Origin of the sequence: Mycobacterium neumannii, from assembly GCF_048452905.1 — a bacterium.
Classification (GTDB): Bacteria; Actinomycetota; Actinomycetes; order Mycobacteriales; family Mycobacteriaceae; genus Mycobacterium; species Mycobacterium neumannii_B.
The window spans coordinates 4,959-26,644 of record NZ_JBCGVF010000007.1 but is presented as its reverse complement, the minus strand read 5'-3'; the positions used below and the strand labels follow the sequence as shown (position 1 = coordinate 26,644).

General features: G+C 68.1%; 23 protein-coding genes and 1 pseudogene. 12 read left to right on the top strand and 12 right to left on the bottom strand.

From position 1 onward, the window contains the following. Positions 1 to 22 precede the first annotated feature (22 nt). The 5 genes and pseudogenes from AAHH99_RS20395 to AAHH99_RS20375 form a co-directional block, all read right to left on the bottom strand. Positions 23 to 415: pseudogene (locus AAHH99_RS20395) on the bottom strand (nuclear transport factor 2 family protein); the annotation flags it as partial. Continuing rightward, positions 412 to 1,287 (bottom strand): LLM class F420-dependent oxidoreductase, encoded by an 876-nt coding sequence (locus tag AAHH99_RS20390; RefSeq protein WP_418770329.1) that lies wholly within the window; start codon positions 1,285 to 1,287, stop codon positions 412 to 414. The pseudogene AAHH99_RS20395 and the gene AAHH99_RS20390, both read right to left, overlap by 4 nt. Next, positions 1,284 to 2,738 carry a serine/threonine-protein kinase gene (locus AAHH99_RS20385; protein ID WP_418770328.1) on the bottom strand — a complete coding sequence of 485 codons (1,455 nt, stop codon included), beginning with the start codon at positions 2,736 to 2,738 and terminating at the stop codon, positions 1,284 to 1,286. The genes AAHH99_RS20390 and AAHH99_RS20385 overlap by 4 nt, the downstream gene beginning before the upstream one ends. Before the next feature lie 20 nt (positions 2,739 to 2,758). Then, on the bottom strand, positions 2,759 to 3,865 hold the full coding sequence (locus tag AAHH99_RS20380; protein WP_418770327.1) for a PDR/VanB family oxidoreductase: 1,107 nt from the start codon (positions 3,863 to 3,865) through the stop codon (positions 2,759 to 2,761). After that, positions 3,865 to 4,818, bottom strand: coding sequence for a metal-dependent hydrolase (locus AAHH99_RS20375; RefSeq protein WP_418770326.1), 954 nt, complete (start codon positions 4,816 to 4,818; stop codon positions 3,865 to 3,867). Before AAHH99_RS20375 ends, AAHH99_RS20380 begins: the two co-directional genes overlap by 1 nt. Before the next feature lie 87 nt (positions 4,819 to 4,905). Between AAHH99_RS20375 and AAHH99_RS20370 the strand changes: the two genes are divergently transcribed. Together AAHH99_RS20370 and AAHH99_RS20365 are read left to right on the top strand one after the other, a co-directional pair. Continuing rightward, entirely contained in the window at positions 4,906 to 5,751 is an 846-nt protein-coding gene (locus AAHH99_RS20370; RefSeq protein WP_418770325.1) for a lysophospholipid acyltransferase family protein, read from the top strand. Positions 5,752 to 5,756: 5 nt separating this feature from the next. Continuing rightward, entirely contained in the window at positions 5,757 to 6,191 is a 435-nt protein-coding gene (locus tag AAHH99_RS20365) for an SRPBCC family protein (protein WP_418770324.1), read from the top strand. A gap of 4 nt (positions 6,192 to 6,195) precedes the next feature. Here AAHH99_RS20365 and AAHH99_RS20360 read toward each other — a convergent pair whose 3' ends face one another. Together AAHH99_RS20360 and malQ are read right to left on the bottom strand one after the other, a co-directional pair. Further along, positions 6,196 to 6,609: a hypothetical protein gene (locus AAHH99_RS20360; RefSeq protein WP_418770323.1), complete on the bottom strand. Its 414-nt coding sequence runs from the start codon at positions 6,607 to 6,609 to the stop codon at positions 6,196 to 6,198. 77 nt (positions 6,610 to 6,686) lie between these two features. Continuing rightward, positions 6,687 to 8,828 carry a 4-alpha-glucanotransferase gene (malQ, locus tag AAHH99_RS20355; protein WP_418770322.1) on the bottom strand — a complete coding sequence of 714 codons (2,142 nt, stop codon included), beginning with the start codon at positions 8,826 to 8,828 and terminating at the stop codon, positions 6,687 to 6,689. Positions 8,829 to 8,947: 119 nt separating this feature from the next. Between malQ and AAHH99_RS20350 the strand changes: the two genes are divergently transcribed. Beyond that, on the top strand, positions 8,948 to 10,147 hold the full coding sequence (locus AAHH99_RS20350) for an MFS transporter (RefSeq protein ID WP_418770321.1): 1,200 nt from the start codon (positions 8,948 to 8,950) through the stop codon (positions 10,145 to 10,147). Here the strand turns inward: AAHH99_RS20350 and AAHH99_RS20345 are convergent. From AAHH99_RS20345 to AAHH99_RS20330, 4 genes are read right to left on the bottom strand one after another with little or no spacing between them, the layout of a single operon-like run. Further along, positions 10,116 to 10,439 carry a DMT family transporter gene (locus AAHH99_RS20345; RefSeq protein ID WP_418770320.1) on the bottom strand — a complete coding sequence of 108 codons (324 nt, stop codon included), beginning with the start codon at positions 10,437 to 10,439 and terminating at the stop codon, positions 10,116 to 10,118. The genes AAHH99_RS20350 and AAHH99_RS20345 overlap by 32 nt on opposite strands. After that, positions 10,439 to 10,774 carry a DMT family transporter gene (locus AAHH99_RS20340; protein ID WP_418770319.1) on the bottom strand — a complete coding sequence of 112 codons (336 nt, stop codon included), beginning with the start codon at positions 10,772 to 10,774 and terminating at the stop codon, positions 10,439 to 10,441. Before AAHH99_RS20340 ends, AAHH99_RS20345 begins: the two co-directional genes overlap by 1 nt. Positions 10,775 to 10,783: 9 nt before the next feature. After that, positions 10,784 to 11,416, bottom strand: a complete 633-nt coding sequence (locus tag AAHH99_RS20335; RefSeq protein WP_418770318.1) for a TetR/AcrR family transcriptional regulator — start codon at positions 11,414 to 11,416, stop codon at positions 10,784 to 10,786. Further along, entirely contained in the window at positions 11,413 to 12,345 is a 933-nt protein-coding gene (locus tag AAHH99_RS20330) for an oxygenase MpaB family protein (RefSeq protein ID WP_418770317.1), read from the bottom strand. The genes AAHH99_RS20335 and AAHH99_RS20330 overlap by 4 nt, the downstream gene beginning before the upstream one ends. A 116-nt stretch (positions 12,346 to 12,461) precedes the next feature. Here AAHH99_RS20330 and AAHH99_RS20325 point away from each other — a divergent pair, with 116 nt between their 5' ends. From AAHH99_RS20325 to AAHH99_RS20310, 4 genes are all read left to right on the top strand, one after another. Continuing rightward, positions 12,462 to 14,015, top strand: a complete 1,554-nt coding sequence (locus AAHH99_RS20325; protein WP_418770316.1) for a carboxylesterase/lipase family protein — start codon at positions 12,462 to 12,464, stop codon at positions 14,013 to 14,015. A gap of 70 nt (positions 14,016 to 14,085) precedes the next feature. Next, the gene (locus tag AAHH99_RS20320; protein ID WP_418770711.1) at positions 14,086 to 14,973 is read left to right on the top strand and encodes a sterol desaturase family protein; all 888 of its coding nucleotides are present in this window, start codon (positions 14,086 to 14,088) and stop codon (positions 14,971 to 14,973) included. Positions 14,974 to 15,010: 37 nt separating this feature from the next. Next, entirely contained in the window at positions 15,011 to 16,429 is a 1,419-nt protein-coding gene (locus AAHH99_RS20315; protein ID WP_418770315.1) for an NAD(P)/FAD-dependent oxidoreductase, read from the top strand. A gap of 185 nt (positions 16,430 to 16,614) precedes the next feature. Further along, complete coding sequence (locus tag AAHH99_RS20310) at positions 16,615 to 17,310, top strand: hypothetical protein (protein WP_418770314.1); 696 nt, start codon at positions 16,615 to 16,617, stop codon at positions 17,308 to 17,310. Here the strand turns inward: AAHH99_RS20310 and AAHH99_RS20305 are convergent. Beyond that, positions 17,307 to 17,750 carry a nitroreductase/quinone reductase family protein gene (locus AAHH99_RS20305; protein WP_418770313.1) on the bottom strand — a complete coding sequence of 148 codons (444 nt, stop codon included), beginning with the start codon at positions 17,748 to 17,750 and terminating at the stop codon, positions 17,307 to 17,309. The two genes, AAHH99_RS20310 and AAHH99_RS20305, sit on opposite strands and share 4 nt — an antisense overlap. A 101-nt stretch (positions 17,751 to 17,851) precedes the next feature. Here AAHH99_RS20305 and AAHH99_RS20300 point away from each other — a divergent pair, with 101 nt between their 5' ends. The 5 genes from AAHH99_RS20300 to AAHH99_RS20280 are packed head-to-tail and all read left to right on the top strand — an operon-like array spanning position 17,852 to position 21,567. Continuing rightward, complete coding sequence (locus AAHH99_RS20300; RefSeq protein ID WP_418770312.1) at positions 17,852 to 18,532, top strand: TetR/AcrR family transcriptional regulator; 681 nt, start codon at positions 17,852 to 17,854, stop codon at positions 18,530 to 18,532. A 38-nt stretch (positions 18,533 to 18,570) separates the two neighbouring features. Beyond that, positions 18,571 to 18,909, top strand: a complete 339-nt coding sequence (locus AAHH99_RS20295) for an ArsR/SmtB family transcription factor (RefSeq protein WP_418770311.1) — start codon at positions 18,571 to 18,573, stop codon at positions 18,907 to 18,909. After that, positions 18,906 to 19,544, top strand: coding sequence for an SRPBCC family protein (locus tag AAHH99_RS20290; RefSeq protein WP_418770310.1), 639 nt, complete (start codon positions 18,906 to 18,908; stop codon positions 19,542 to 19,544). The genes AAHH99_RS20295 and AAHH99_RS20290 overlap by 4 nt, the downstream gene beginning before the upstream one ends. Positions 19,545 to 19,594: 50 nt before the next feature. After that, positions 19,595 to 20,065, top strand: a complete 471-nt coding sequence (locus AAHH99_RS20285) for a VOC family protein (RefSeq protein ID WP_418770309.1) — start codon at positions 19,595 to 19,597, stop codon at positions 20,063 to 20,065. Beyond that, complete coding sequence (locus AAHH99_RS20280) at positions 20,062 to 21,567, top strand: FAD-binding protein (protein ID WP_418770308.1); 1,506 nt, start codon at positions 20,062 to 20,064, stop codon at positions 21,565 to 21,567. Before AAHH99_RS20285 ends, AAHH99_RS20280 begins: the two co-directional genes overlap by 4 nt. Positions 21,568 to 21,686 lie beyond the last annotated feature (119 nt).

Sequence of the window (21,686 nt, the reverse complement as noted above, 5' to 3'; positions counted from 1 at the left end):
TCGTCAACGCCCGGCCGTGGATCCGCCAGCCGGCCCGTGTCCGCAGATACTCGTCGTCATAGCGCAGATGCCACACCAGATCGGAGGCCTGACCGCCGCTGACCGTCCAGTGGTGGGCGATACAGGTGATGCGACCGAGCGCATAGTCGGGTTCGTCGGCCCCGGCGTACACCTCGCCGACGATCGCGTGTTCGGTCCTGGCCACCGCGGCCAGTGAGGCCATCGCCGCCCGCACCCCGTCGCGACCTTGGTGGCGGCGCACCGGCTCCAGCGCCCGCGGCGGGTCCGGCAGCCGCAGCTCGGCGTTCTCGGTGAACAGCTCGGCGACATCGTCGAAGCGACGGTCGTCGACAGCGGAGGCGTAGATGTGCACCAGGTCGGCGAGCGCCAGTCGATCGGCGGTGCGCAGCCTCATCCGCCAAGCCCCAGCCGCTGCGCGCACGCAGACAACGCGTCGCGCGCTTCGTCGATATTGGCCATCGGCGGCATGGCCAGGATCAAGCGGTCCGCACCGAGCGCCTCCAGTTTGGCCGCCCGCTCACTGTCGATCTTGGTGACGAGATGCCCGAGCGAGAGTTCCAACGCATCGGGGTTACGCCCGCACCGTTCGGCCTCCTCGCGCATCAACGAGACAAGCCCGGCCAGTTCTGCGCCGCCGACGCCGAGCGGTTGAAACCCGTCGCCGAGCCTGCCCGCTCGCCTCGCCGCCGGCTTGCTGTGTCCGCCGATGTGAATTGGTATGTGCGACATGGGTTTCGGATAGCACATGGCGTTGTCGAAATCGAAGAACTCGCCGTGGAAGTCGGCTCCGTCGGAATGGTCCTCCCAGAGCAGCCGCAGCACGGCGAGTTGCTCGTCGGCGCGCCGACCCCGGCTGCCGAAGTCAGCTCCGCACGCCTCGATCTCCTCTTTGAGCCAACCCGTTCCCACGCACAACCGCAGTCGTCCGCCCGAGAGCACGTCGACGGTCGCCACCCGCTTGGCCAACACGACGGGGTGATGGTTTGGCAGCACGAGCACGCCGGTGGCGAGCCCCAGTCGCCGGGTGTGACCGGCCACGAAGGCGAGCAGGTCGAGCGGATCGGGCACGTCGCAGTCGGCTGGCAGTTCGACCCGGCCGGACTCGTCGTAGGGGTAGACGCTGGTGTACTCCGACATCAACACGGTGTGCTCGACCACGACCAGTGACTCGAACCCGCAGGCCTCCAAATGCGTGGCGAACGCGGCCATGAAGGCGGGGTCTGCGGTGACGCCCGCCGCAACGGGCGCGACGACGGCGTATTTCATGGCAGCGGCGGCAAACCGTTGCTTTCCCGGATGTCCCTGCGACACTCGCGGCGGGTCTGGCCGGTCTGTTCCATGCACACCCGGACGGGGGATTCCTCGGCGACTGGCAGCGGTGGGTCGGTCACCTCGGTGGTGACCGTCGGGCTCGGGACGTCGCCCTCGGTCAGTGACCAGATCGTGGCGCCCGTGCTCTGCAGCGTCGAGCAGTAGGCGGTCGAGCCGTCGGCGGTTTGGGCGGTCGCGCCCTCGGGGGAGCAGTTGGCGCCGATCACCGCGGCGGAGTCGTCGGCGGGCGAGGACGGCGCTGTTGTGGTGGTGGCGTCGTCATCGGTCGCGGTGGTCGTGGGAGTGTCGGTCACCGTGGTGGTCGTCGTCGGCGCCGGGGGTGGCGGCGGAGGAGGAGGTGCGGATGGCGGCGTTGACGACGCAGCCGTCGCCGACCTGCCCGGGGCGTTCGCGCGTTCCTCGCCGAACAGGAAGGCCGCCACCACGACCGCGATGAGCAGCAGCACCGCAAGCACCGCGGGCACCAGCACCCCCGGCCGCAGCCATGACCTTGTCGGTTGAGCGGCGGCCACGGCGAGTCGGGTGCTGTCGGGGTCCGACGAGTCGACACCGAGGTGGTGGCTGAGTGCCCTGGCGAAGTCCGCGCACCGCTCGAACCGGTCCTTGGGGTTCTTCGACAGCGCCTTGGCCAGCACCGGGTCCAGGTTCGCGAGCTCCGGTCGGTGGGAGCCGATCGCCGGCGGCGCCGCCGACAGGTGCTGGCTGATGACCACGGCCGGATTTGAGTTGCGAAACGGCGGCGACCCGGTTAGCAGGTGAAATGCGGTGGCGGCCAACGCATATTGATCGGCTCGGCCGTCGAGCGTCTCACCCATCAACTGCTCGGGTGCGGCGTAGGACACCGTGCCCACCGTCATGTTGGTCGCGGTGAGACCGCTGACGTCGTCCGCCCAGCGCGCGATCCCGAAGTCGGCCAGCAGGATTCGCCGATCGTCTGCCTCGGGCCGAGCGAGCAGGATGTTGGCGGGTTTGACGTCGCGGTGCAGCAGGCCGCCGTGGTGGGCGTAGTCGAGGGCGTCGGCGATGGCGGCGACGATCGCGGCGACCTCCCTCGGAGGCATGCCGTTGGGATGGTGCTCTTTCAGCAGTTGTGCCGCGTCTGTGCCGTCGACGTAATCCATCGAGATCCAGATCTGGCCGTCGGCCTCGCCGCGATCGTGGATCCCGACGATGTGCGGGTGCCACAACGTGGCCGCGATGTCGGCCTCGCGCTGGAACCGTTTGCGGTACTCGTCGTCGGCCGACACCGACGCGGGAAGCACCTTGAGCGCGTCGCGTCGGGGCAGGCGCGGATGGTCGGCCAGATAGACCTCGCCCATCCCGCCGGAGCCGAGTAGTCGCACGATGGTGTATCCGGCGAAAGTCTCCCCCTCGGCCAACGGCATGGGCGAATAGTACGAGACGACTACAGATCGAGTGTCAGATGGGAACCTTCGGCGGCGCGGGAGATGCAGATCAGCATCAGCCCGCCGTCGCGTTCGGTGTCGGTGAGCAGCGTGTCGCGGTGATCGACGGCGCCGGCCAGCACCCGGGTGCGACACGTACCGCAGAAACCCTGCTGACACGAATACGGCGCCTGAACACCGGATCGGCGCAGCGCTGCGAGCAGCGTCTCCTCGGCGCCGACATCGATGGTCTGCCCGCGCGCGGCGACCGTCACCGAGAAGTTCGTGCCGTCTTCGACGGGCGGGGCGGCGAACCGTTCGAAGTGCAGTTCCACGTTGTCGCGCCCGACCAGCCGCTCGCGGATGACGGTCAGCATCGCCGCCGGACCACACGCGTAGACCGCGGTGCCGTCGGGGCAGGTGCCGAGCAGGTCGTCGGCGCTGGGAAGTCCGTCCACGTCGTCGGTGCGAATCTGCACGCGAGAGCCGAACCGGGCGACTTCGTCGACGAACGGAAGGCTGTCATGACTGCGGCCGGTATACACCATCGACCACTCCACACCGAGCGCTTGCGCCAGCCGCAGCATCGGCAGGATCGGGGTGATGCCGATGCCGCCGGCGACGAACCGCAACCGCCGGGTGGGAGAGCCGTAGCCGGGAACGGTCAGGGGGAACGCGTTGCGGGGCCCGTGTGAGGTCACGGTCGCGCCCCGGTGCAACCCCTCGTGCACCTCGATCGAACCGCCGCCGCCGTCCGGGATGCGCCGTACCGCGATGCGGTAGCTGTCGGCGCACGCGGGATCGCCGCACAGCGAGTACTGCCGCACCAGCCCGCTGGGCAGCGTGATGTCGATGTGCGAGCCGGGATGCCACCGCGGCAGCGGTTGGCCGTCGGCGGCGACCAGCGTCAGCGCCACGACGTTCTCGTCGCGGGCCACCACCTCGCGGTCGGCGACCCGAAGGACCAGGGTGCGGTCGAGCTCGCGCGGAGGTGTGACCTTGCGGACGGCGCCGGCCAACGCTTCCATCCCGTTGATCACGACGTCGGCGATGCCGATCATCGCGTAGCGCCGTTCCGGCCGCAGCGGATGGGCAGGCAGTTGCCGGTAGCGCTCGCGCAGACCCATCAACGGTGCGCGGCGCGCGCGGCGGGTGAGGTGGCCAGGTAGGCCACGGCCTGGGCGGTCGACCCCATGTCCTCGGGCGAGTAACCGGGCCGGAAGTAGGACAGCGTGTTCGCCCCGAACAGGGTCCGGAACTTCGGCAGCAGACCCAGTTCGGAGTCGCGCATCCGCAGGCGCTGCATCTGGAACCAGCCGATGTCACTGCTGGGATCGGACTTCAGGAGGTACCAGGTGCCGCGTTGGAAGAACGTGAATATCGCCGTCGCGGCGACCGTCATCGCCCGGATCCGGTCGGGATAGCTGTCGTGGAAGTAGACCGCGACGTCGTGGGCGACGCAGCGGTGCTCGACCTCTTCGCTGCCGTGCCAGCGGAACAGGTCGACCAGGGTCGGGTCGGCGCCGTGGTCGTCCCAGGTGGAGTTCAGCGCGAAGTCACCGAGCACCGCGGTGTAGTGCTCGATCGCCGCGATCAGCCATAGCCGCTCGCACAGGTTGCTGAGGTGCCGCTCGGGGTCGTCGAAATGTTTTGGCGCCAAGACCTTTTCGAACATGTAGCCGACGAGGTCCAGCATCGGCTTCGGGTCGACCCCGTTGCCGATGAGGAAGTCCGAGATCACGTCGTCGTGGGCTGCGGCGTGCGTCGCCTCCTGGCCGATGAAGCCGCGGATGTCGTCGGCGAGCTTGGGATCCCTCACCAAGGGCAGCGCCTCGTTGTAGGTGCGCACGAACCAGTGCTCGGCGGCGGGCAGCACCACGTTGAACAGGTTGATCATGGTCGAGGCCACCGGGTGGCCGGGGATCCACTCGAGGGGTACTCCGGACAGGTCGAAATGGACCTTGCGGGCCTGGATCTGGACGGGGCCGGGGTCGACCTCGTGCGCGAAACGGCGTGGACGTAAGGCCCCAGCCGGCCGGGCCGGCAAATGGCCCCCAGGGCGGGCCGGCGATAGTGCCATCTCGGCTCCTCCTTCGTGCCGCACAGTCTACGTGCGATAGGTGGGAACGGAGGTTTGCGGTACGCAGCGCGCGTCTATAACACGTTCATGGCTGCGATCGATGACGTTCTCGGATGGGCCAAGCAGCAGGTGGCCGACCGGGTTCCGAAAGCCGACCTGGACCAGCGCGATCCGGACTACATCCGTGAGCAGCTTCCGGGGCTGTGGCTGTTGGCGTCGCTGTACTTCCGTGCCGACGTCCGCGGCCTGGACCGCATCCCCTCCGACGGCCCCGTGCTGTTGGTGGGCAACCACAGCGGTGGCAACCTTCCGCCCGACACGTTCGTGTTCACGCTGGCGTTCAGCTCGTACTTCGGCGTCGAGCGGCCCTTCTATCAACTCGCACACAATCTCGTCGTCTCGATGCCGGGCCTGGGTTCGCTGCGCAAGTTCGGCACCGTGGCCGCCAACCACGACAACGCCAAGCTGGCGCTGGAGTCCGGCGGGGCGCTTCTGGTGTACCCGGGCGGCGACTACGAGGTGTTCCGGCCGTCGTGGCACCGGCACGAGGTCGATTTCGGCGGCCGCAAGGGCTACGTGAAGCTGGCCCGCGACGCCGGTGTGCCGATCGTGCCCGTCGCCAGCGTCGGCGGTCAGGAAGCCGCGTTGTTCCTCGACCGGGGCCAGTGGTTGGCGCGCCTGCTGAGAGCCGACCGGCTGGCCCGCCTCAAGAGCGTGCCCATCCTGCTGGCGCCCCCGTGGGGGCTGACCGTCAGCGACTTCATCCCGCGACTGCCCCTGCCGACGAAGATCGCGATCGAGGTTCAGGATCCGATCGACGCCGACGACATCGCGGCCAGCGACGACGACGTCATCAACGACAAGGTGTTGAGCAGCCTGCAGGCAGGAGTCGACAAGTTGGCCGCCACACGACGCTTCCCGGTTCTGGGCTGACGACGATGAGGGTTCAACGCCAGTGCGTGATCGACGCCGACCGCGACCAGGTGTGGAAGGTGGTCAGTGACCCGGAGTGCTATCCGGACTTCATGGCCAGCCTGGAGCGCTGGGAGACGATGACCGATCCGCCCGCCGGCCTCGGGTCCCGCTACACCGTGCACTGGAAGGTCGGTTCGGTGCCGATCGGCGGCACCGTGGAGGTCGTCGAGTTCGACGCGCCGCGTGAGGTGTCCTGGATCGGGCTCACCGGGGTCTCACAACGCGGCCGGTTCCGGCTGCGCGAAACCGGGGACGGCCGCACCAAGGTGACTTTCCGGCTGTCCTACGAGTCGGCGGGCAACCTATTGGGCCTGATCGCCGACCGGGTGGCCGCGCGCCAGGTCGGCCGCACGATGGGGCGGACGCTGAGCAATCTGCGCCAGATGGTGGAGGGCTGACGCGTTAGCCCGCCGGGGCCGGCGGCGCGGTGCCCGCGCCGGGGGCGCCCTGGATCGGTACCACCGGGGTCGGGGTGACGGTGGTGACGCCGTTTCGGCCGACCGTCGGACCGCCCGAGGGACCTTGCTCGGCGATGAAGTCCGCCGCCTTCTGGCTGCAGTCCAGCATCAGCAGCATCCGGCCGCCCGAGGTGATCTTCTGCTGGTCGACCAGGCACTCCGCCTGGGGGAGCACGCTGCCGACCGAACCGCCGAAGTAGGCTTTGACGCCCTGGGACTTCAGGATCTGCAGCGCCCGGTTGTACGGTTCGCCCACCACGTTCAGACTGCTCGGTTGCGACATCGCGATGCCGGCGCCGACCAGCGCCGCCGAACCGACAGCCACGAGCCCGCCGCTGAGCACAACAAGCTTGTTCACGTGATCTCCTCAGGTCGGTGCGGTGCGAACATATCGCAGCCGTGACGAATGTGAAACCGGAGCAGACGGCGCCGGCGTTACACCGTCGGGCGCAGCGCTTTTCGCATGACCTCGCCGAGCCGCGCCGCGGTAACGTCGTCGAAGACGTCCTCGAGCAGCAGTTTCTTACCGTCCGGCCCGGCCAGCGGCACCCGCCAGTTCGGATACTCGTCGGTGGTGCCCGGTTGATTCTGGGTGCGCAGCTCGCCGACGGCGTCGGCCAGCGACAGCGACAGCAACCGCGACGGGGTGCGGCCGAGATAGCGATGCAGGGCCTCGACGATCGCGGCGGTGTCGGCCTCGGTGTCGCTGTCCAGAAGCCCGCCGCGGCGCAGTTCGTCCAGCCATCTGTTCTGCTGCTCGCGGTCGTCGGCCAGCTCCTCGGCGGCGGGCCGCGTCAGCAGCCCGAGTTCGTCGCGCAGGCGGACGTGTTCGCCGGCCAGGTAGCCGGCGGTGGGAGGCAGGTCGTGCGTGGTGACGGCCGACAGGCAGTACTCGCGCCACAGCTCGGCGGCCAGCGGACCCCCCGCCGGTCCGTGAGCGCCGTCGCGGTCGGCCTCGAACCACAGGATCGACGTGCCGAACAGACCGCGCTCTTTGAGGTAGTCGCGCACCCACGGTTCGACGGTGCCGAGGTCCTCGCCGACGACGACGGCTCCTGCCCGGTGGGCCTCGAGCGCCACGATGCCGATCATCGCTTCGTGGTCGTAGCGCACGTATGTGCCGTCGGTGGGCCGCGCCCCGTTCGGAATCCACCACAGCCGGAACAGCCCGATGATGTGGTCGATCCGCACACCGCCCGCGTGCCGCAGCACCGCGTTGACGAGTGCGCGGAACGGCTCGTAAGCGAGCTTCTCGAGTTGGTCGGGCCGCCACGGCGGTTGCGACCAGTCCTGCCCGAGCTGGTTGAACTCGTCGGGAGGAGCGCCCGCTGTGACGCCGAGCGCGAGCACGTCCTGCAGAGCCCACGAGTCCGCGCCGTTGGGGTCCACGCCCACGGCAAGGTCGTGCATGATGCCCAGGCTCATCCCGGTCTGCAGCGCGGTGGCCTGCGCCGCGGTGAGCTGGTCGTCGAGCTGCCACTGCAGCCAGCGATGGAAGTCGACCGAGTCGGCGTGCTCGGCGGCGAATTCAGCGACGGCGTCACCCGCAGGATGCTGCAGTTTCGGAGGCCATTGGTGCCAGTCGGCGCCGTACCGTTCGGCCAGCGCGCACCAGGTGGCGAAGTCGTCGAGGCTGCGGCCCTCGCGCTCCCGGTAGGCGGCGTAGGCCATGTCCCGTCCCGCCGAGCGCGGTACCTCATAGACCGCCTCCAGCGCCGAGCGCTTCGCCTTCCACGCCGCGTCACGGTCGACCTGCTCGGCGCGGGCGGCACGCGACTGCACGGCCTCGCGCAGTTTACGTAATCGGTTGCGGCGGCGGACATAGGCGTATTCGGGGATCGCTTCGACCCGCAGATAGATCGGGTTGACGAACCGGCGCGAGGTCGGCAGGTAGGGCGAGGGTTCCATCGGCGCGACCGGAGCGGCCGCGTGCAGGGGATTGACGAGGATGAATCCGGCGGCATGTTGGGCGGCCGACCATACCGCCAGGTCGGTCAGATCGGTCAGATCGCCGATACCCCACGACCTTTCGGACCGCACGCTGTAGAGCTGGGTGGCCAGGCCCCAGTTCCTGCCGGAGGGGGGCAGTAGCGACGCGGGGGAGACGATGATCGGGGTGCTGAAGTCCGCCCCGTCGGCGTGCAGCTCCAGGCGGTGGTATCCGATCGGCAGGTCGGCGGGCGTCTCGAAGGTCGCCTCGCCGACCAGTCGCCCGTCCAATTCGTAGGGGGGCCTGTTGTTTTCGAGTTGGGGTAGGTCCGTCCGCACCGACCCGTCCTCCAGTCGGATCCGCAGCGACACCGGGTTTCCGTGCGTGACGTGCACCCAGAACGTCGAAGCCGCGCCGGTGCGCCCGATGATCGTCGGCGGAAGGTGGCGTGACCAGTACTCGCGGTCGTGCGCGGTGAGTGCGGCGGCGCGGTCGTCCTCGGTGGCCGCGCTGACACCCAACGCCGCCAGCACCGAGACCAGCGTCGAGGAGGCCACGGCGACGCGGGTGCCCGTCCAGTCTTCGTAATCGGTTGCGACACCGTAGCGTCGCGCCAACTCCACTAGCGACGCTGCGGGCCCTGTCATGTCGCCAATCTTGCCCGGAATCGGTCACCACGTCTCATCACAGGCTCGCTCATACCCGATCTGCGCGAAGTCAACCGGCGCTCATCCGCGCTCGGCCCGGGTGGGTAGGGTCGGCCGGTATGGCGCCCGACCGACAGGAGACGGCCGAGGCGCAGAGTCGACGGGCCCGTATCGCGGTGGCAGCGCTGTTCTTGACCAACGGTGCCGTGTTCGCGAACCTGCTGCCGCGCTACCCCGAGATCAAGACCGATCTGGCTCTGTCCAATTCGGCGTACGGCGCAGCGGTCGCGGCGTTCTCGGCGGGGGCGCTGGCGGCGGGGCTGACCGCGGCCGCACTCATCCGGCGTTACCGCTCGTCGCGGGTGGCTGTCGTCGGCACCATCGGAATCGGTGTCTTCGTGGCGCTCGCGGGCTTGGCGACGTCTCCGGTGTTGTTGGCCGCCGGGCTGTTCGCGGCGGGCGCCTGCGATGCGGTGACCGACGTCGCCCAGAACGCACACGGCTTGCGGGTGCAACGCGTCTACGGCCGTTCGATCATCAACTCGCTGCATGCGGTGTGGGCGGCGGGCGCGATCATCGGCGGTGTGATGGGCGGGACGGCGCTCGCGCTGGACATTCCGCGCGTGCTGCATCTCGGCTTCTCGGCGGTGTTGTGCAGCGTGGTCGTGATCGTCGCGTACCGCTTCCTGCTGCCCGGGAACGATCACGACGTCCACCGGCAGGGGCGCGCCGACCGAGCGGGCGGTGCCGGCAGTGCGGTGTACGCCGCGCTGCTCGGGCTGGTGCTGATCGCCGTGGCCGGTGCGATGGTCGAGGACGCCGGCAACTCCTGGGCCGTGTTGTATCTGCGTGACGCGCTCGGTGCGCCCGGGCCGATCGCGGTGTCGGGTTACATCGCCGTCGTCACGTTCCTTTTCATCGGGCGACTGGTCGGCGACCGCCTGGTCGACCGGTTCGGAGAACGCGCCGTGGTGCGCACGGGCGGCGCGATCACCGCGATCGGTATGGGCCTCGCGCTCGCGTTCCCGTCCGTTCCGGGCACGATCGCCGGTTTCGCGATGGCCGGCCTCGGCGCGGCCACCCTGGTGCCGTCGGCCATGCACGCCGCGGATCAGCTGCCGGACCTGCGACCGGGCAGCGGTCTGACGATCCTCACCTGGCTGATGCGCATCGGGTTCCTCGTTGCCCCGGTGTTGATCGGAGTGATCGCGGACGCGACGAGCCTGCGCATCGGCCTGCTCGTGGTGCCGATCGCGGGCATCGTGGTCGTGGTGTTGTCGGGCGTGCTCAGTGCGCGACCCCGGCAAGCTCGATCGTGAGCACACCGCCGACGACGAGCGCGATGCCCAGAGCCATCACCCAGGTCAATGGCTCGGTGAACATGAAGCGCGCGATGACCGCGACCAGCGCCACGCCGCAGGCGGTCCACACGCCGTAGGCGATGCCGACCGGCATCCCGAGCGTCAGCGTCAACCACAGCAGATAGAACGACGCCAGGTAGCCCAGGACGATCGGTGCGATCCAGGCCTTATTGCGGAACCCCTCCGAAGCCCGCAGCGACAGCGTCGCGAACACCTCGAAGAGGATCGCAGCGGCCAGTGTCCAGTACATCACCGCTGTTCGACCGCCCGGTGCGAACCGAACTCGATAAGCAGCACACCGGCGATGATCAGACCGATGCCGGCGACGATCGGCCAGGTGAACGGGTCGCCGAACAGGACAGCGGCGAGAGCCGCGGTACCGGCCGTGCCGACCGCACCCCAGATTCCGTACGCCACCCCGACCGGCACTCCAGCGCGCAACACCAGCGTCAGGAATGTGAAGGCGGCGAGGTAGCCCCCGACGACGACGAGAAGCCACGCCGAATGGTCCTGGGACGCCCGCAGTGACAGCGTCGCGGCGACCTCGACGACGATCGCGCCGGCCAAAAGGGCCCACTTCCGCACGCGATCAAGCTAGCCGACAGAACCCGCCGCGCGTTCGACCATCGGGGTGAGCACCTCGTGTGCGAACCGGCGCAATTCCCTGTCGTCGCCGAAGTCCGGGTCGGTCGGCGGCTTCGAGATGTAGGTGAAGAACAACCGGGCGAACACGTCGGCGACCCAGCGCACCGGTTGAGACGGGGTACCCGGCGTCTCGCCGTGGATGTAGTTGGCGATGAACGCCGAACCCATCGCGAGCAGTTCTGTCGAGTCATCGATCGGATCGGATTCCACCTGGCCTGCGCGCCGCAGCATCGGGTGTTCCCTGGCGAAGGCCACCGCCGCGATGAATGCTTCCGCGACTCCCTCGTGTGGACACTCGGCCGCGTCGATGGCGTCGGCGACCGCGGCAAGGAAGCGCTGGGTCTCCCTCCGAACCAACGCCTCGACCAGATCGTCGCGGCGGGGGTAGCGCCGGTACGCCGTCATCCTCGACACGCCGGCGCGCCGGACGACGTCTTCGACGGTGAGTCGCTGTAAGCCGACGGCGGCCGCCTCCTGCAGGGCCGCGTCCAGGATCCGCCGACTGGTCCGATCGGCAGCCTCGTCGACGCTGTCGACGGCCGCAGCACCGCCGACCACTTCGAGCAACTGCCCGTCGATCACGAGACCGCGACCTCGGCAAGATCCGTCGCCGCCGCCGCGCGGGCGCGGGCGATCTGGACGTACCGCGGAGTGCCGAGCGCCCACCGCAGCTGCCGCGCGTCGAGTTGCAGGGACGGCTCGATCAATCGGCGCATGACCGCGGGCGGGCGGTCGTACCCGATCAGCTCCTGTGCCCACCGAGGCGCCCGGCTCATACCCGCGTAGATCGCGAATCGATGCAGTCGACGGTCGACCGGCGCCGGCAGATCCGGGAAGAACGGTGAGGTCATCAGGAAGTCGAGGAACTCGCGGGTCTGAGCGTTCACGGCCAGCCGTGGCCGCATCGTCGTCACATACTCGTCGAGTTCGGCCTCGGTCTCGGGCACCCAGTCGGCGCCGCCCAGCCGTCCGATGACGGCCTGCTCGGCGAGATAGCGGTCGCGCTCTGTTTGTGACAGCGGCCTTTTGGTGTGCTCGAAGGCCCGCAGGATCATCCATGGGATGCAGGTGTGCACCCAGGCGATGAGCTCCGGATCCAGCGCCCGGTACGGCAACCCGTCGGGACGGGTGCCGGTGATGAAGGAGTGAACATGTCTGACGTGGTCGATGACCGCGGTGGCGGCGGCAGTGTTGCCGAACGTCGTCGTCAGTACATAACCGAGTGTGGCCCGCGCCCGCTGGAACGGATCCTGCCGGTAGTTCGACAGGTCCTGGACGCCCGCCACCACCGACGGGTGCAGGATCTCGAGCACGATCGCGGGCAGTCCGGCCTGCGACACCGAGGCCAGATCTGCGTGAATCTCCCACGAGATGCTGTCAGGGCCGAGCAGCCCTGGGTCGCCAGGCGGGCCGCCGTAGACGGCGGGGTCGTCGTGGCGACCCGCCGACTTCTCGAAATCCGCGACAATGCGGGCCTTGAGACGTCGTACCGATATAGATGTGACACTCATACCAACATGTATACCACCCGATGGGCGCGCGCGTAGCCTGATATCGCTTGCCTTCATCGATTGAGGAGTTCCATGCCCGTTCATTCGGCGCGCCGCCACGCTCCGGGAGGCCAACGGTGACCGCAGCGGCCCGGGGCCCCGACGACGCGCTCGTCGTCGACACCGCGTACGGACCGGTTCGCGGCCTCGACGACGGCACCGTGAAGGTGTGGAAGGGTATCCGGTTCGCCGCCCCGCCGGCGGGTGAGCTGCGGTGGCGGGCACCCGAACCGCCGCGGCGCTGGTCCGAACCGGCGGACGCCACGAGGGTCGGCCCGGTGTGCCCGCAGCCGACGGATCCGCGCATCCCAATCGACCTCGGCGCTCCCCAGGGCGACGACTGCCTGAGCCTGAACGTGTGGGCGGCATCAAACGTCGAGCCAGGCGCGGGCAAACCGGTGATGGTGTGGGTGCACGGCGGCGCCTACGTCCTCGGTTCGTCGGCGCAGCCGCTGTATCACGGCCGCACGCTCGCCGCCGACGGCGACGCCGTGATCGTCACGGTGAACTACCGCCTCGGAGCGCTGGGCTTCCTGGACCTGTCGGCGGTGAGCGACGACTTCGCCACCAACCTCGGCCTGCGCGACGTGCTGTTCGCGCTGCAATGGGTGCGCGACAACATCGCCGGTTTCGGGGGAGACCCGCACCGCGTCACCGTCTTCGGAGAATCCGCCGGTGGCGGAATCATCACCACGCTGCTGGCCAGCCCGCACGCAGCCGGCCTGTTCGGCGCGGCGATCGCGCAGAGCTCACCGGCGACCTCGGTCTACGACCGCGAGCGCTCGCAAAGGGTGGCGGCGCTGTTGCTCGACCAGCTGGGGCTGCGCGCCAGCGACGCCCAGCAGTTGGTCTCGGTGCCCACCTCCGCGCTGATGACCGCCTCCAAGCACGTGTTCGACCACATCCCGGCGAGCACCCCGGGCACACTGGCGTTCGCGCCGATCATCGATGGCGATGTGTTGCTTGCGCATCCGGTGCAGCTCGCCCGGGATGGGCGCACCCTCCCGGTGCCGCTGATCATCGGCACCAACAAGCACGAAGCCGCACTCTTCCGCTGGATGAAGTCGCCGCTGATGCCGATCACACCCAAGGCGATCCGGGCGATGTTCGCCGAGATCGCGGCCGAACAACCCGACCTGCAGCTGCCCGCCGAAGAGCAGATCCGCGCCGCGTACCGGGGCCGAGGGAAGACCATCGGTATGGGCGTCGCGCGTGATATCGGTTTCCGGATGCCGTCGGTCTGGTTCGCCGAGGGCCATCGCGAGGTCGCACCCGTGTACCTCTACCGATTCGACTTCGCCACCCCGATGTTGCGGCTGCTGCGGCTCGGCGCCGCGCACGCGACTGAATTGCCGTATGTCTGGGGCAATCTTGTCGCCGGTCCCAAGGACCCGACCTTCAAGCTCGGCGGGCTCAACGCGGGGAAGAAGGTCTCGGCGCGCATCCGGCGGCGCTGGGTGAACTTCGCCGTCGACGGCACACCCGCGGGTTCCGCTGGCGACCCGGTGTGGCGGCCGTACCGCACCTCCGATCGCGCTACCTTGCTCATCGACGCCGAGGACAAGGTGGTCGACGACCTCGACCGCGAGTTGCGCACCGCATGGGGCGATCAGGTGCTGAGCTTCCGGTGAAACGTATGCTTTGCCTGGAGGTTTCGAAGTGGATGTGAATGGCGCCTTTTCGCACGTCTTGCCACCGTTGATGCACGATCCCGTGGTCTTCGCGGTGCCGTTCTTCCTGCTGCTGCTGGTCATCGAGTGGGCGGCCGCCCGCAAGCTGGCCCACGAGGAGGCCGATCGTGCACCGGCCGGTGCGTATCAGCGGTCCGACGCGTGGGCCAGCATCTGGATGGGCGTGGTCTCGATCGGCACGAGCGGGGTGCTGAACTTCATTGCGCTGCTGGGCTATGCGGCGCTGTTCGTCTACGTCGCGCCGTGGCAGCTACCCGCGAACGCGTGGTACACGTGGGCGATCGCGATCGTCGGGGTGGACCTGCTCTACTACGTCTATCACCGGATGGCGCACCGGGTGCGGCTGATCTGGGCCACCCATCAAGCGCACCACTCCAGCCAGTACTTCAACTTCGCCACCGCGCTGCGCCAGAAGTGGAACATCAGCGGTGACGTGTTCCTGCGGGCGCTGCTGCCGCTGTTCGGCGTACCGCCGTGGATCGTCTTCGCCAGCTTCTCCATCAACCTGATATATCAGTTCTGGATCCACACCGAACGTATCGGGAAGCTCTGGGGGCCAATCGAATTCGTGTTCAACACGCCGTCGCACCACCGGGTGCACCACGGCATGGACCAGCAGTACCTCGACAAGAACTACGGCGGCATCTTCATCCTGTGGGATCGGCTGTTCGGCAGCTTCCAGGCCGAGACGGTCCGCCCGCACTACGGGCTGACCAAGCAGGTCGACACCTACAACATCTGGACGTTGCAGACACACGAGTACGTGGCGATCGCGCGTGACGTCCGAAGGGCGCGGCGGTGGCGCGACAGGCTGGGCTACATGTTCGGCCCGCCCGGGTGGGCGCCGGCGCGACCGCCGCTCGTCGCAAAGCAGCGGTCGACCCCCGTCAGCGCCTGAGCCACGCGGCGCCTCTGCGCGCCGTAGTCTGCGCTGTGTGGAAACCGTCTTCGACGCCCCGGTCGACGCCGGTCTGGTCGAACGTTCGCTGGCGACAAGCACGTTGGGCTCGGTATGGCTGGACGAGCGCGTCGGCCCGCCGCGGCCTCAGTTCCCCGTCCTGACGAAGCCCGTCACCTGCGACCTGATCGTCGTCGGGGGCGGATACACCGGCTTGTGGACCGCGCTGCACGCCGCGCGACGCGACCCCGATCAGCGCATCGTGCTCATCGAGGCCAACCGGGTGGGCTGGGCGGCCTCCGGCCGCAATGGAGGCTTCGTCGACGCCAGCCTGACGCACGGCGCCACGAACGGAAAAACCCGCTGGCCCAACGAGTTCGACGTTCTCGAGGAAATGGGCTTGGACAACCTCGGCGGCATGCAGGCCGAGATCGCCGAGCTGGGCCTCGACACCGACTGGCAGCGCACCGGCACCCTGACAGTGGCCACGGAACCCCATCAGGTCGAGTGGTTGCGCCAGGCCGCGGCCGACGGCGAGGGGGAGTTCCTCGACACCACCGAGGTCCGCGGCGAGGTGGCCTCACCGACCTACCTCGCCGGCCTGGTCGACGCCCACACCTGCGCGATCGTGCACCCCGCCAAGCTGGTGTTCGAACTCGCCAGGGCGTGCCAGGACGCGGGTGTGCGCATCTACGAGCACACCAACGCCGTCCGGCTGGATTCCGGTGGCGTCGGGTTGCGTATGCAGACCGGCCAGGCCGTCGTCACCGCGCGGCAAGCAGTGCTCGCGACCAACGTCTATCCGAGCCTGCTCAAGCGCAACCGGCTGCACACGGTGCCGGTCTACGACTACGTGTTGGCCACCGAAGCGCTCACCGACGACCAACTGGGCCGCATCGGCTGGCGCGGTAGGCAGGGAATCGACGACTGCGCCAACCAGTTCCACTACTACCGCCTCACCGCGGACAACCGGATCGTCTGGGGCGGGTACGACGCCGTCTACCACTTCGGGCGCAAAGTGCGGCCCCGCTACGAGGACCGGCCCGCGAGCTACCGCCGGCTGGCCGAGCACTTCTTTTTGACCTTTCCGCAACTCGACGACGTCCGATTCAGTCATCGGTGGGCCGGCGCGATCGACACCAACACCCGGTTCTGCGCGCACTGGGGACTGGCCAGGGACGGCCGCGTCGCATACGTCAACGGCTTCACCGGACTGGGCGTGGGTGCTTCCCGGTTCGCCGCCGATGTGTGCCTGGACCTGCTCGGGGGCCGGCCCACGCCGCGCACCGAACTGCAGATGGTGCGCGAGCGCCCGCTGCCGTTCCCTCCTGAGCCGCTGGCCAGCGTTGGTATCCAGGCGACCCGGTGGTCGCTCGACCGCGCCGACCACGCCGCCGGACGACGGAACGCCTATCTGCGGACGCTGGATGCGTTAGGCCTCGGTTTCGATTCGTAGCTGTCCCGTGCCGAAACCGCGGCCGGGGCGTAACGTCTCTGTGACCTTCACCGATGGGCAAGTGACGGGACCATCGTCGAGTGGTTGCTCCTGGTCGGGCGGTGATTGTCAGCTCTCCCGACCCGGTAAGCGGCTCACAACGCGCCGGTACCGAACCTTCATCGGCTCGACGAGCGGAGACGACAGTGCGCCGACATTCGCTACGGGTACTGGCGGCGCTGGCCGCCCCGATCACCGCGGTCGCGCTGATGTCGGCGCCCGCGCAGGCCAACCCGGGTGTCCTGGTCTACCCCGGCATGGAGATCCGCCAGGACAACAACGTCTGCACGCTGGGTTATGTCGATCCGGCAACCCGCATCGCGTTCACCGCAGGCCATTGCCGAGGCAGCGGACCGGTCCGAGACCGCAACGGCAACCTCATCGGGATGCAGACGGTGTACCGCGACAACACCCCCAACGGCGCGACCGTCGACACCAATCACCAGATCGCCGACTGGGAGGCGATCGCGCTCGCACCCGACGTCGCGGTCAACAACGTGCTTCCGGGCGGCAAGATGCTGGTGGATGACCCCGGTGTCGTGCCTACGGCCGGGCAGCCAGTGTGCCATTTCGGCGTGGTCACGGGCGAGAGTTGCGGCAACGTCGAGGCCGTCAACAACGGCTGGTTCACGATGGCCAACGGTGTGGTCAGTCAGAAGGGCGACTCGGGCGGCCCGGTGTATGTGATCACCCCCGACAACCGGGCGGTGCTGATCGGCATGTTCAACAGCACCTGGGGCCAGTATCCGGCCGCGGTGTCCTGGCAGACGGCGAGCCAGCAGGCCAGCGAGGCCGTCATTTCCGCCGCATCCGCCAACGTCGGCTCCGTATCCCTGCCTTAACGCACGAGCTCGAACACCGGAATCGACGGCGCCGCGGCGCGCAACTCGTCCGGTGAGGACGTCGGCGTCAGACCGCCGACATGTCTCTTGACCTCCCAGAACCAGCGGTTCAGGTAGCGGCCGAGCAGCTCGGGCTTCGACTCATCGGGCACCTCGGCGATCCGCACCTCGCGGCGACGCCAGCGGGGACCGACCTCGACGACGCCGGCCGCCCTGGCGTTGCGGGCCCACTGGGTGTGACCGCGCGGGGAGACGAGGTAGTCGCGACCGCCCACCGTGAGCACGTTGACCACCACGCTTCGGCGCTTGCCCGTCTTGCGGCCTCGCACCGAGAGCGCCGTCGTCCCGGCGACACTGACACCGGCCTCGGCCAGCCAGCGGAAGACGTGGTTGACGACGCGGGCGGCCCGCGTCGGTTCGTCGTAGTGCGTTGTCGTCACAGGGACCTCCTCAATCAGAGAGCGGTGCTCTCTTACCGAGGATGCCACTTTGTCGCGACGAAATCAAGAGCAGTGATCTCGCTTTCTGTCACACTCGGCATATGGGCAAACGGGCCGAAAGCCGGCAGAGGATCGAGGAACAGATCATCGAGTTGGGTCGGCGTCATCTCGTGACCGACGGCGCGGCCGGGCTCTCGCTTCGGGCGATCGCCCGCGACCTCGGCATGGTGTCGTCAGCGGTGTACCGCTACGTGTCCAGCCGCGACGAACTGCTGACGCTGCTGCTAGTCGATGCATATTCCGAACTCGCCGACCAGGTCGACCGCGCCCGCTGCGACGGCGGACCGTGGCATGAGCAGTTACGCGCGATGGCGCACGCCGCGCGCGCATGGGCGGTCGACCGGCCCGCCTCGTGGGCGCTGCTCTACGGCACCCCGGTGCCGGGTTACCGCGCGCCGCGGGAACGCACCGTCGGCCCGGGGACCCGCGTCGTGGGCGCCTTGTTCGACGTGGTCGCCGCCGGTATCGCCGACGGCGACATCCCCTTGTCGAAAACGGTTGTCGGCGAACCGTTGTCGTCGGATTTCGAGGAGTTGCGCAACGAGTTCGACTTCCCGGGCGACGACGGCGCGATCGCCAGGAGTTTCCTGGCATGGGCAGCGCTGGTCGGTGCGATCAGCCTCGAGGTGTTCGGCCAGTACGGGCCCGACACGCTGACCGATCCCGCGGCGGTCTTCGATCTGCAGATCGGGCTGCTGATCGACGCACTGCAAAACGAATAAATATTGACTTATATAAGTAAAGACTTTACTTTGTAGGCGTGCACGCGTTCGACGTCCTCGGCGATCCGGTGCGCCGCCGGATCCTCGAACTGTTGGCCGACGGCGAGCAGCCCGCGGGAGCCATCGCCGAGACCATCGGCGACGAGTTCGCGATCACCCAGCCTGCGGTCTCGCAGCACTTGAAAGTGTTGCGCGACAACAGGTTCACCTCGGTGCGGCCGGACGGTCAGCGTCGTCTCTACGCGGTCAACGGGGCAGCGCTGCGCGATGCCGACGAGTGGCTCGCGGGCTTTCGCCGTTTCTGGTCGCCGAAGCTCGACGCGCTCGGCACCGAGATCGCGCGCGGTAAGCGACAACGACGAAAGAAGGCAACATGACCGAGATCGACGTGGATCACCAGATCAATGCCGTTGCACGCACGGTCGGAAAACGCACGATCGACGCGGGTGAGGCACACGTCGTCACCATCAAGCAGACCTACGACACCGATCAGGCGGATCTGTGGGATGCCGTGACCAACATCGAGCGCATTCCGCGGTGGTTGATGCCGATCTCGGGCGACCTGAAGGTCGGTGGCAGCTATCAATTGCACGGCAACGCCGGCGGAACGATCCTGACGTGCGACCCGCCGAAGAGCTTCACCGCCACCTGGGAGTACGGCGGCAACACCAGCTGGATCGAGGTCAGCGTCGGTGACCACGGCGCGGACCGCGCACAGTTGGTCATCGAGCACATCGCTGTCGTGGGCGACGAAATGTCGCTGCAGTTCGGCCCCGGCGCCGTGGGCATCGGCTGGGATTCGATGGTGCTCGGGCTGGCGCTGCATCTGTCCACCGGCGAGGCGGTCGACCCGGCGTTCGGCGCACAGTGGGTCACCACCGCCGAGGGCCGACGCTTTCTGGCGTTGTCCAACGACGCCTGGTACGAGGCGAACATCGCCTCCGGCGCCGACCCCGCCGCCGCGCGGGAGGCCGCAGACCGCTGCCTGCGCGCGTACTACGGCGAGGCCTGAACTAGAACACGTTCTAGCCAATCGGACGGGGCGCGGATATTCTCGACGCGATGCTTGCCCAGACACCTGTCCAGATCGCATGGGTGACGCGGGACCTCGACGCCACCGAGGGCGCGCTCACCTCGATCTTGGGCGCCAAGAAGTGGGTGCGCATGCCGGGCGTGCACTTCGCCCCGGACGCGTGCACGTACCGCGGCGAACCCGCGGACTTCGTGGCGGACATCTCGCTGAGCTACGCCGGCGACATGCAGCTCGAACTGATCGCACCGGTCTCCGGACGCAACATCTACACCGACTTCCTCGACACCGCGGGCCCCGGGATACACCACATCTGCATCGAGGTCGACGACGTGGAAGCGGCACTGACCGAACGGAAAGCCGAGGCGGTGCAGCGCGGCGTGATGCCCGGCGGCATGGAGTTCGCCTACATCGCCGCCGCCGGTGTGCCGTACCTGGAGATCGCCCACATCCCCGAAGAGATCAGGGCATTCTTCGACTACATCAAACAGGAGCAGCAGTGAGCACCAGTGAGATTCCCGACACCGTCGACGCCGCCGATGTCGCGTCGTGGTCCGATGAATTCGATGTCGTAGTGGTCGGATTCGGCATCGCGGGCGGGTGTGCCGCGGTCAGCGCCGCCGCCGCGGGCGCCCGGGTGCTGGTGCTGGAGAAGGCCGCCGACGCCGGCGGAACCAGCTCGATGGCCGGCGGACACTTCTATCTGGGTGGCGGGACCGCTGTGCAGCAGGCCACCGGTCACGAGGACAGCGCCGACGAGATGTACTCCTACCTCGTCGCAGTGTCCTGTGATCCCGAGCTCGACAAGATCCGCGCCTACTGCGACGGCAGCGTTGAACACTTCAACTGGCTGGAGGACTTGGGTTTTCAGTTCGAGCGCAGCTTCTACCCGGGCAAGGTTGTGGTGCCACCGGGGACCGAAGGCCTTTCGTACACCGGCAACGAGAAGGTCTGGCCGTTCTGCGAGCAGGCCAAACCGGCACCGCGCGGCCATTCGGTGCCGGTGCCCGGTGAGCTCGGGGGAGCCGCGATGGTCATCGATCTGTTGGTCAAGCGCGCCACCGAGCTCGGTGTGCAGATCCGCTACGAGACAGGGGTGACCAACCTGGTCGTCGACGACGGATCGGTCGCCGGCGTGCGATGGAAGCACTTCGGCGACACGGGTGCGATAAAGGCCAAGGCGGTGATCATCGCCGCGGGCGGATTCGCGATGAACACCGAGATGGTCGCCGAGCTCACGCCGGCACTCGGCCAGAAGCGCAAGACCAAGCACCACGGCGAGGTGGAGCCCTACATCCTGGGCAATCCGAACGACGACGGTCTGGGCATTCGAATGGGCATCTCGGCGGGCGGCGTCGCCAAGAACATGGATCAGCTTTTCATCACCGCCGCGGCGTATCCACCGGAGATCCTGCTCACCGGTGTGATCGTCAACAAGGACGGCAACCGCTTCGTCGCCGAGGACTCATATCATTCGCGCACTTCGGCTTTCGTGCTCGAACAGCCCGAGCAGACGGCCTACCTCGTCGTCGACGAGGCCCACATGGAGATGCCCGAGATGCCGTTGATCAAATTCATCGACGGTTGGGAGACCGTGGAGGAAATGGAAGCGGCGCTGGGAATTCCGCAGGGCAACCTGGTCGCGACCCTGAATCGGTACAACGAATTCGCCGCTCGCGGCGAGGATCCCGACTTCCACAAACAACCCGACTACGTCGCTGCCCAGGACACCGGCCCGTTCGCGGCGTTCGACCTGTCGCTGGGGCGCGCGATGTACTCGGGTTTCACCATGGGCGGGCTGGCGGTGTCGATCGACGGAGAGGTCCTGCGCGAGGACGGCTCCGCCGTCTCAGGCCTCTATGCGGCGGGAGCGTGCGCGTCCAACATCGCCCAGGACGGCAAGGGCTACGCCAGCGGAACCCAACTCGGCGAAGGGTCGTTCTTCGGGCGGCGGGCGGGTGAGCACGCAGCCAGACGCGCGGGTGCACACGCCGCGGCGCGTTGATATGAGTTGAGGTAGTCCTTCACAAACGCCTCCGGGGGTGTCAGGAAGGGATTGTCAAAGATTCCTTTCGAGGACCTGAGCGTTACGCGCTCGGGTGCTCCTGGCACGCCCCGGAGGTG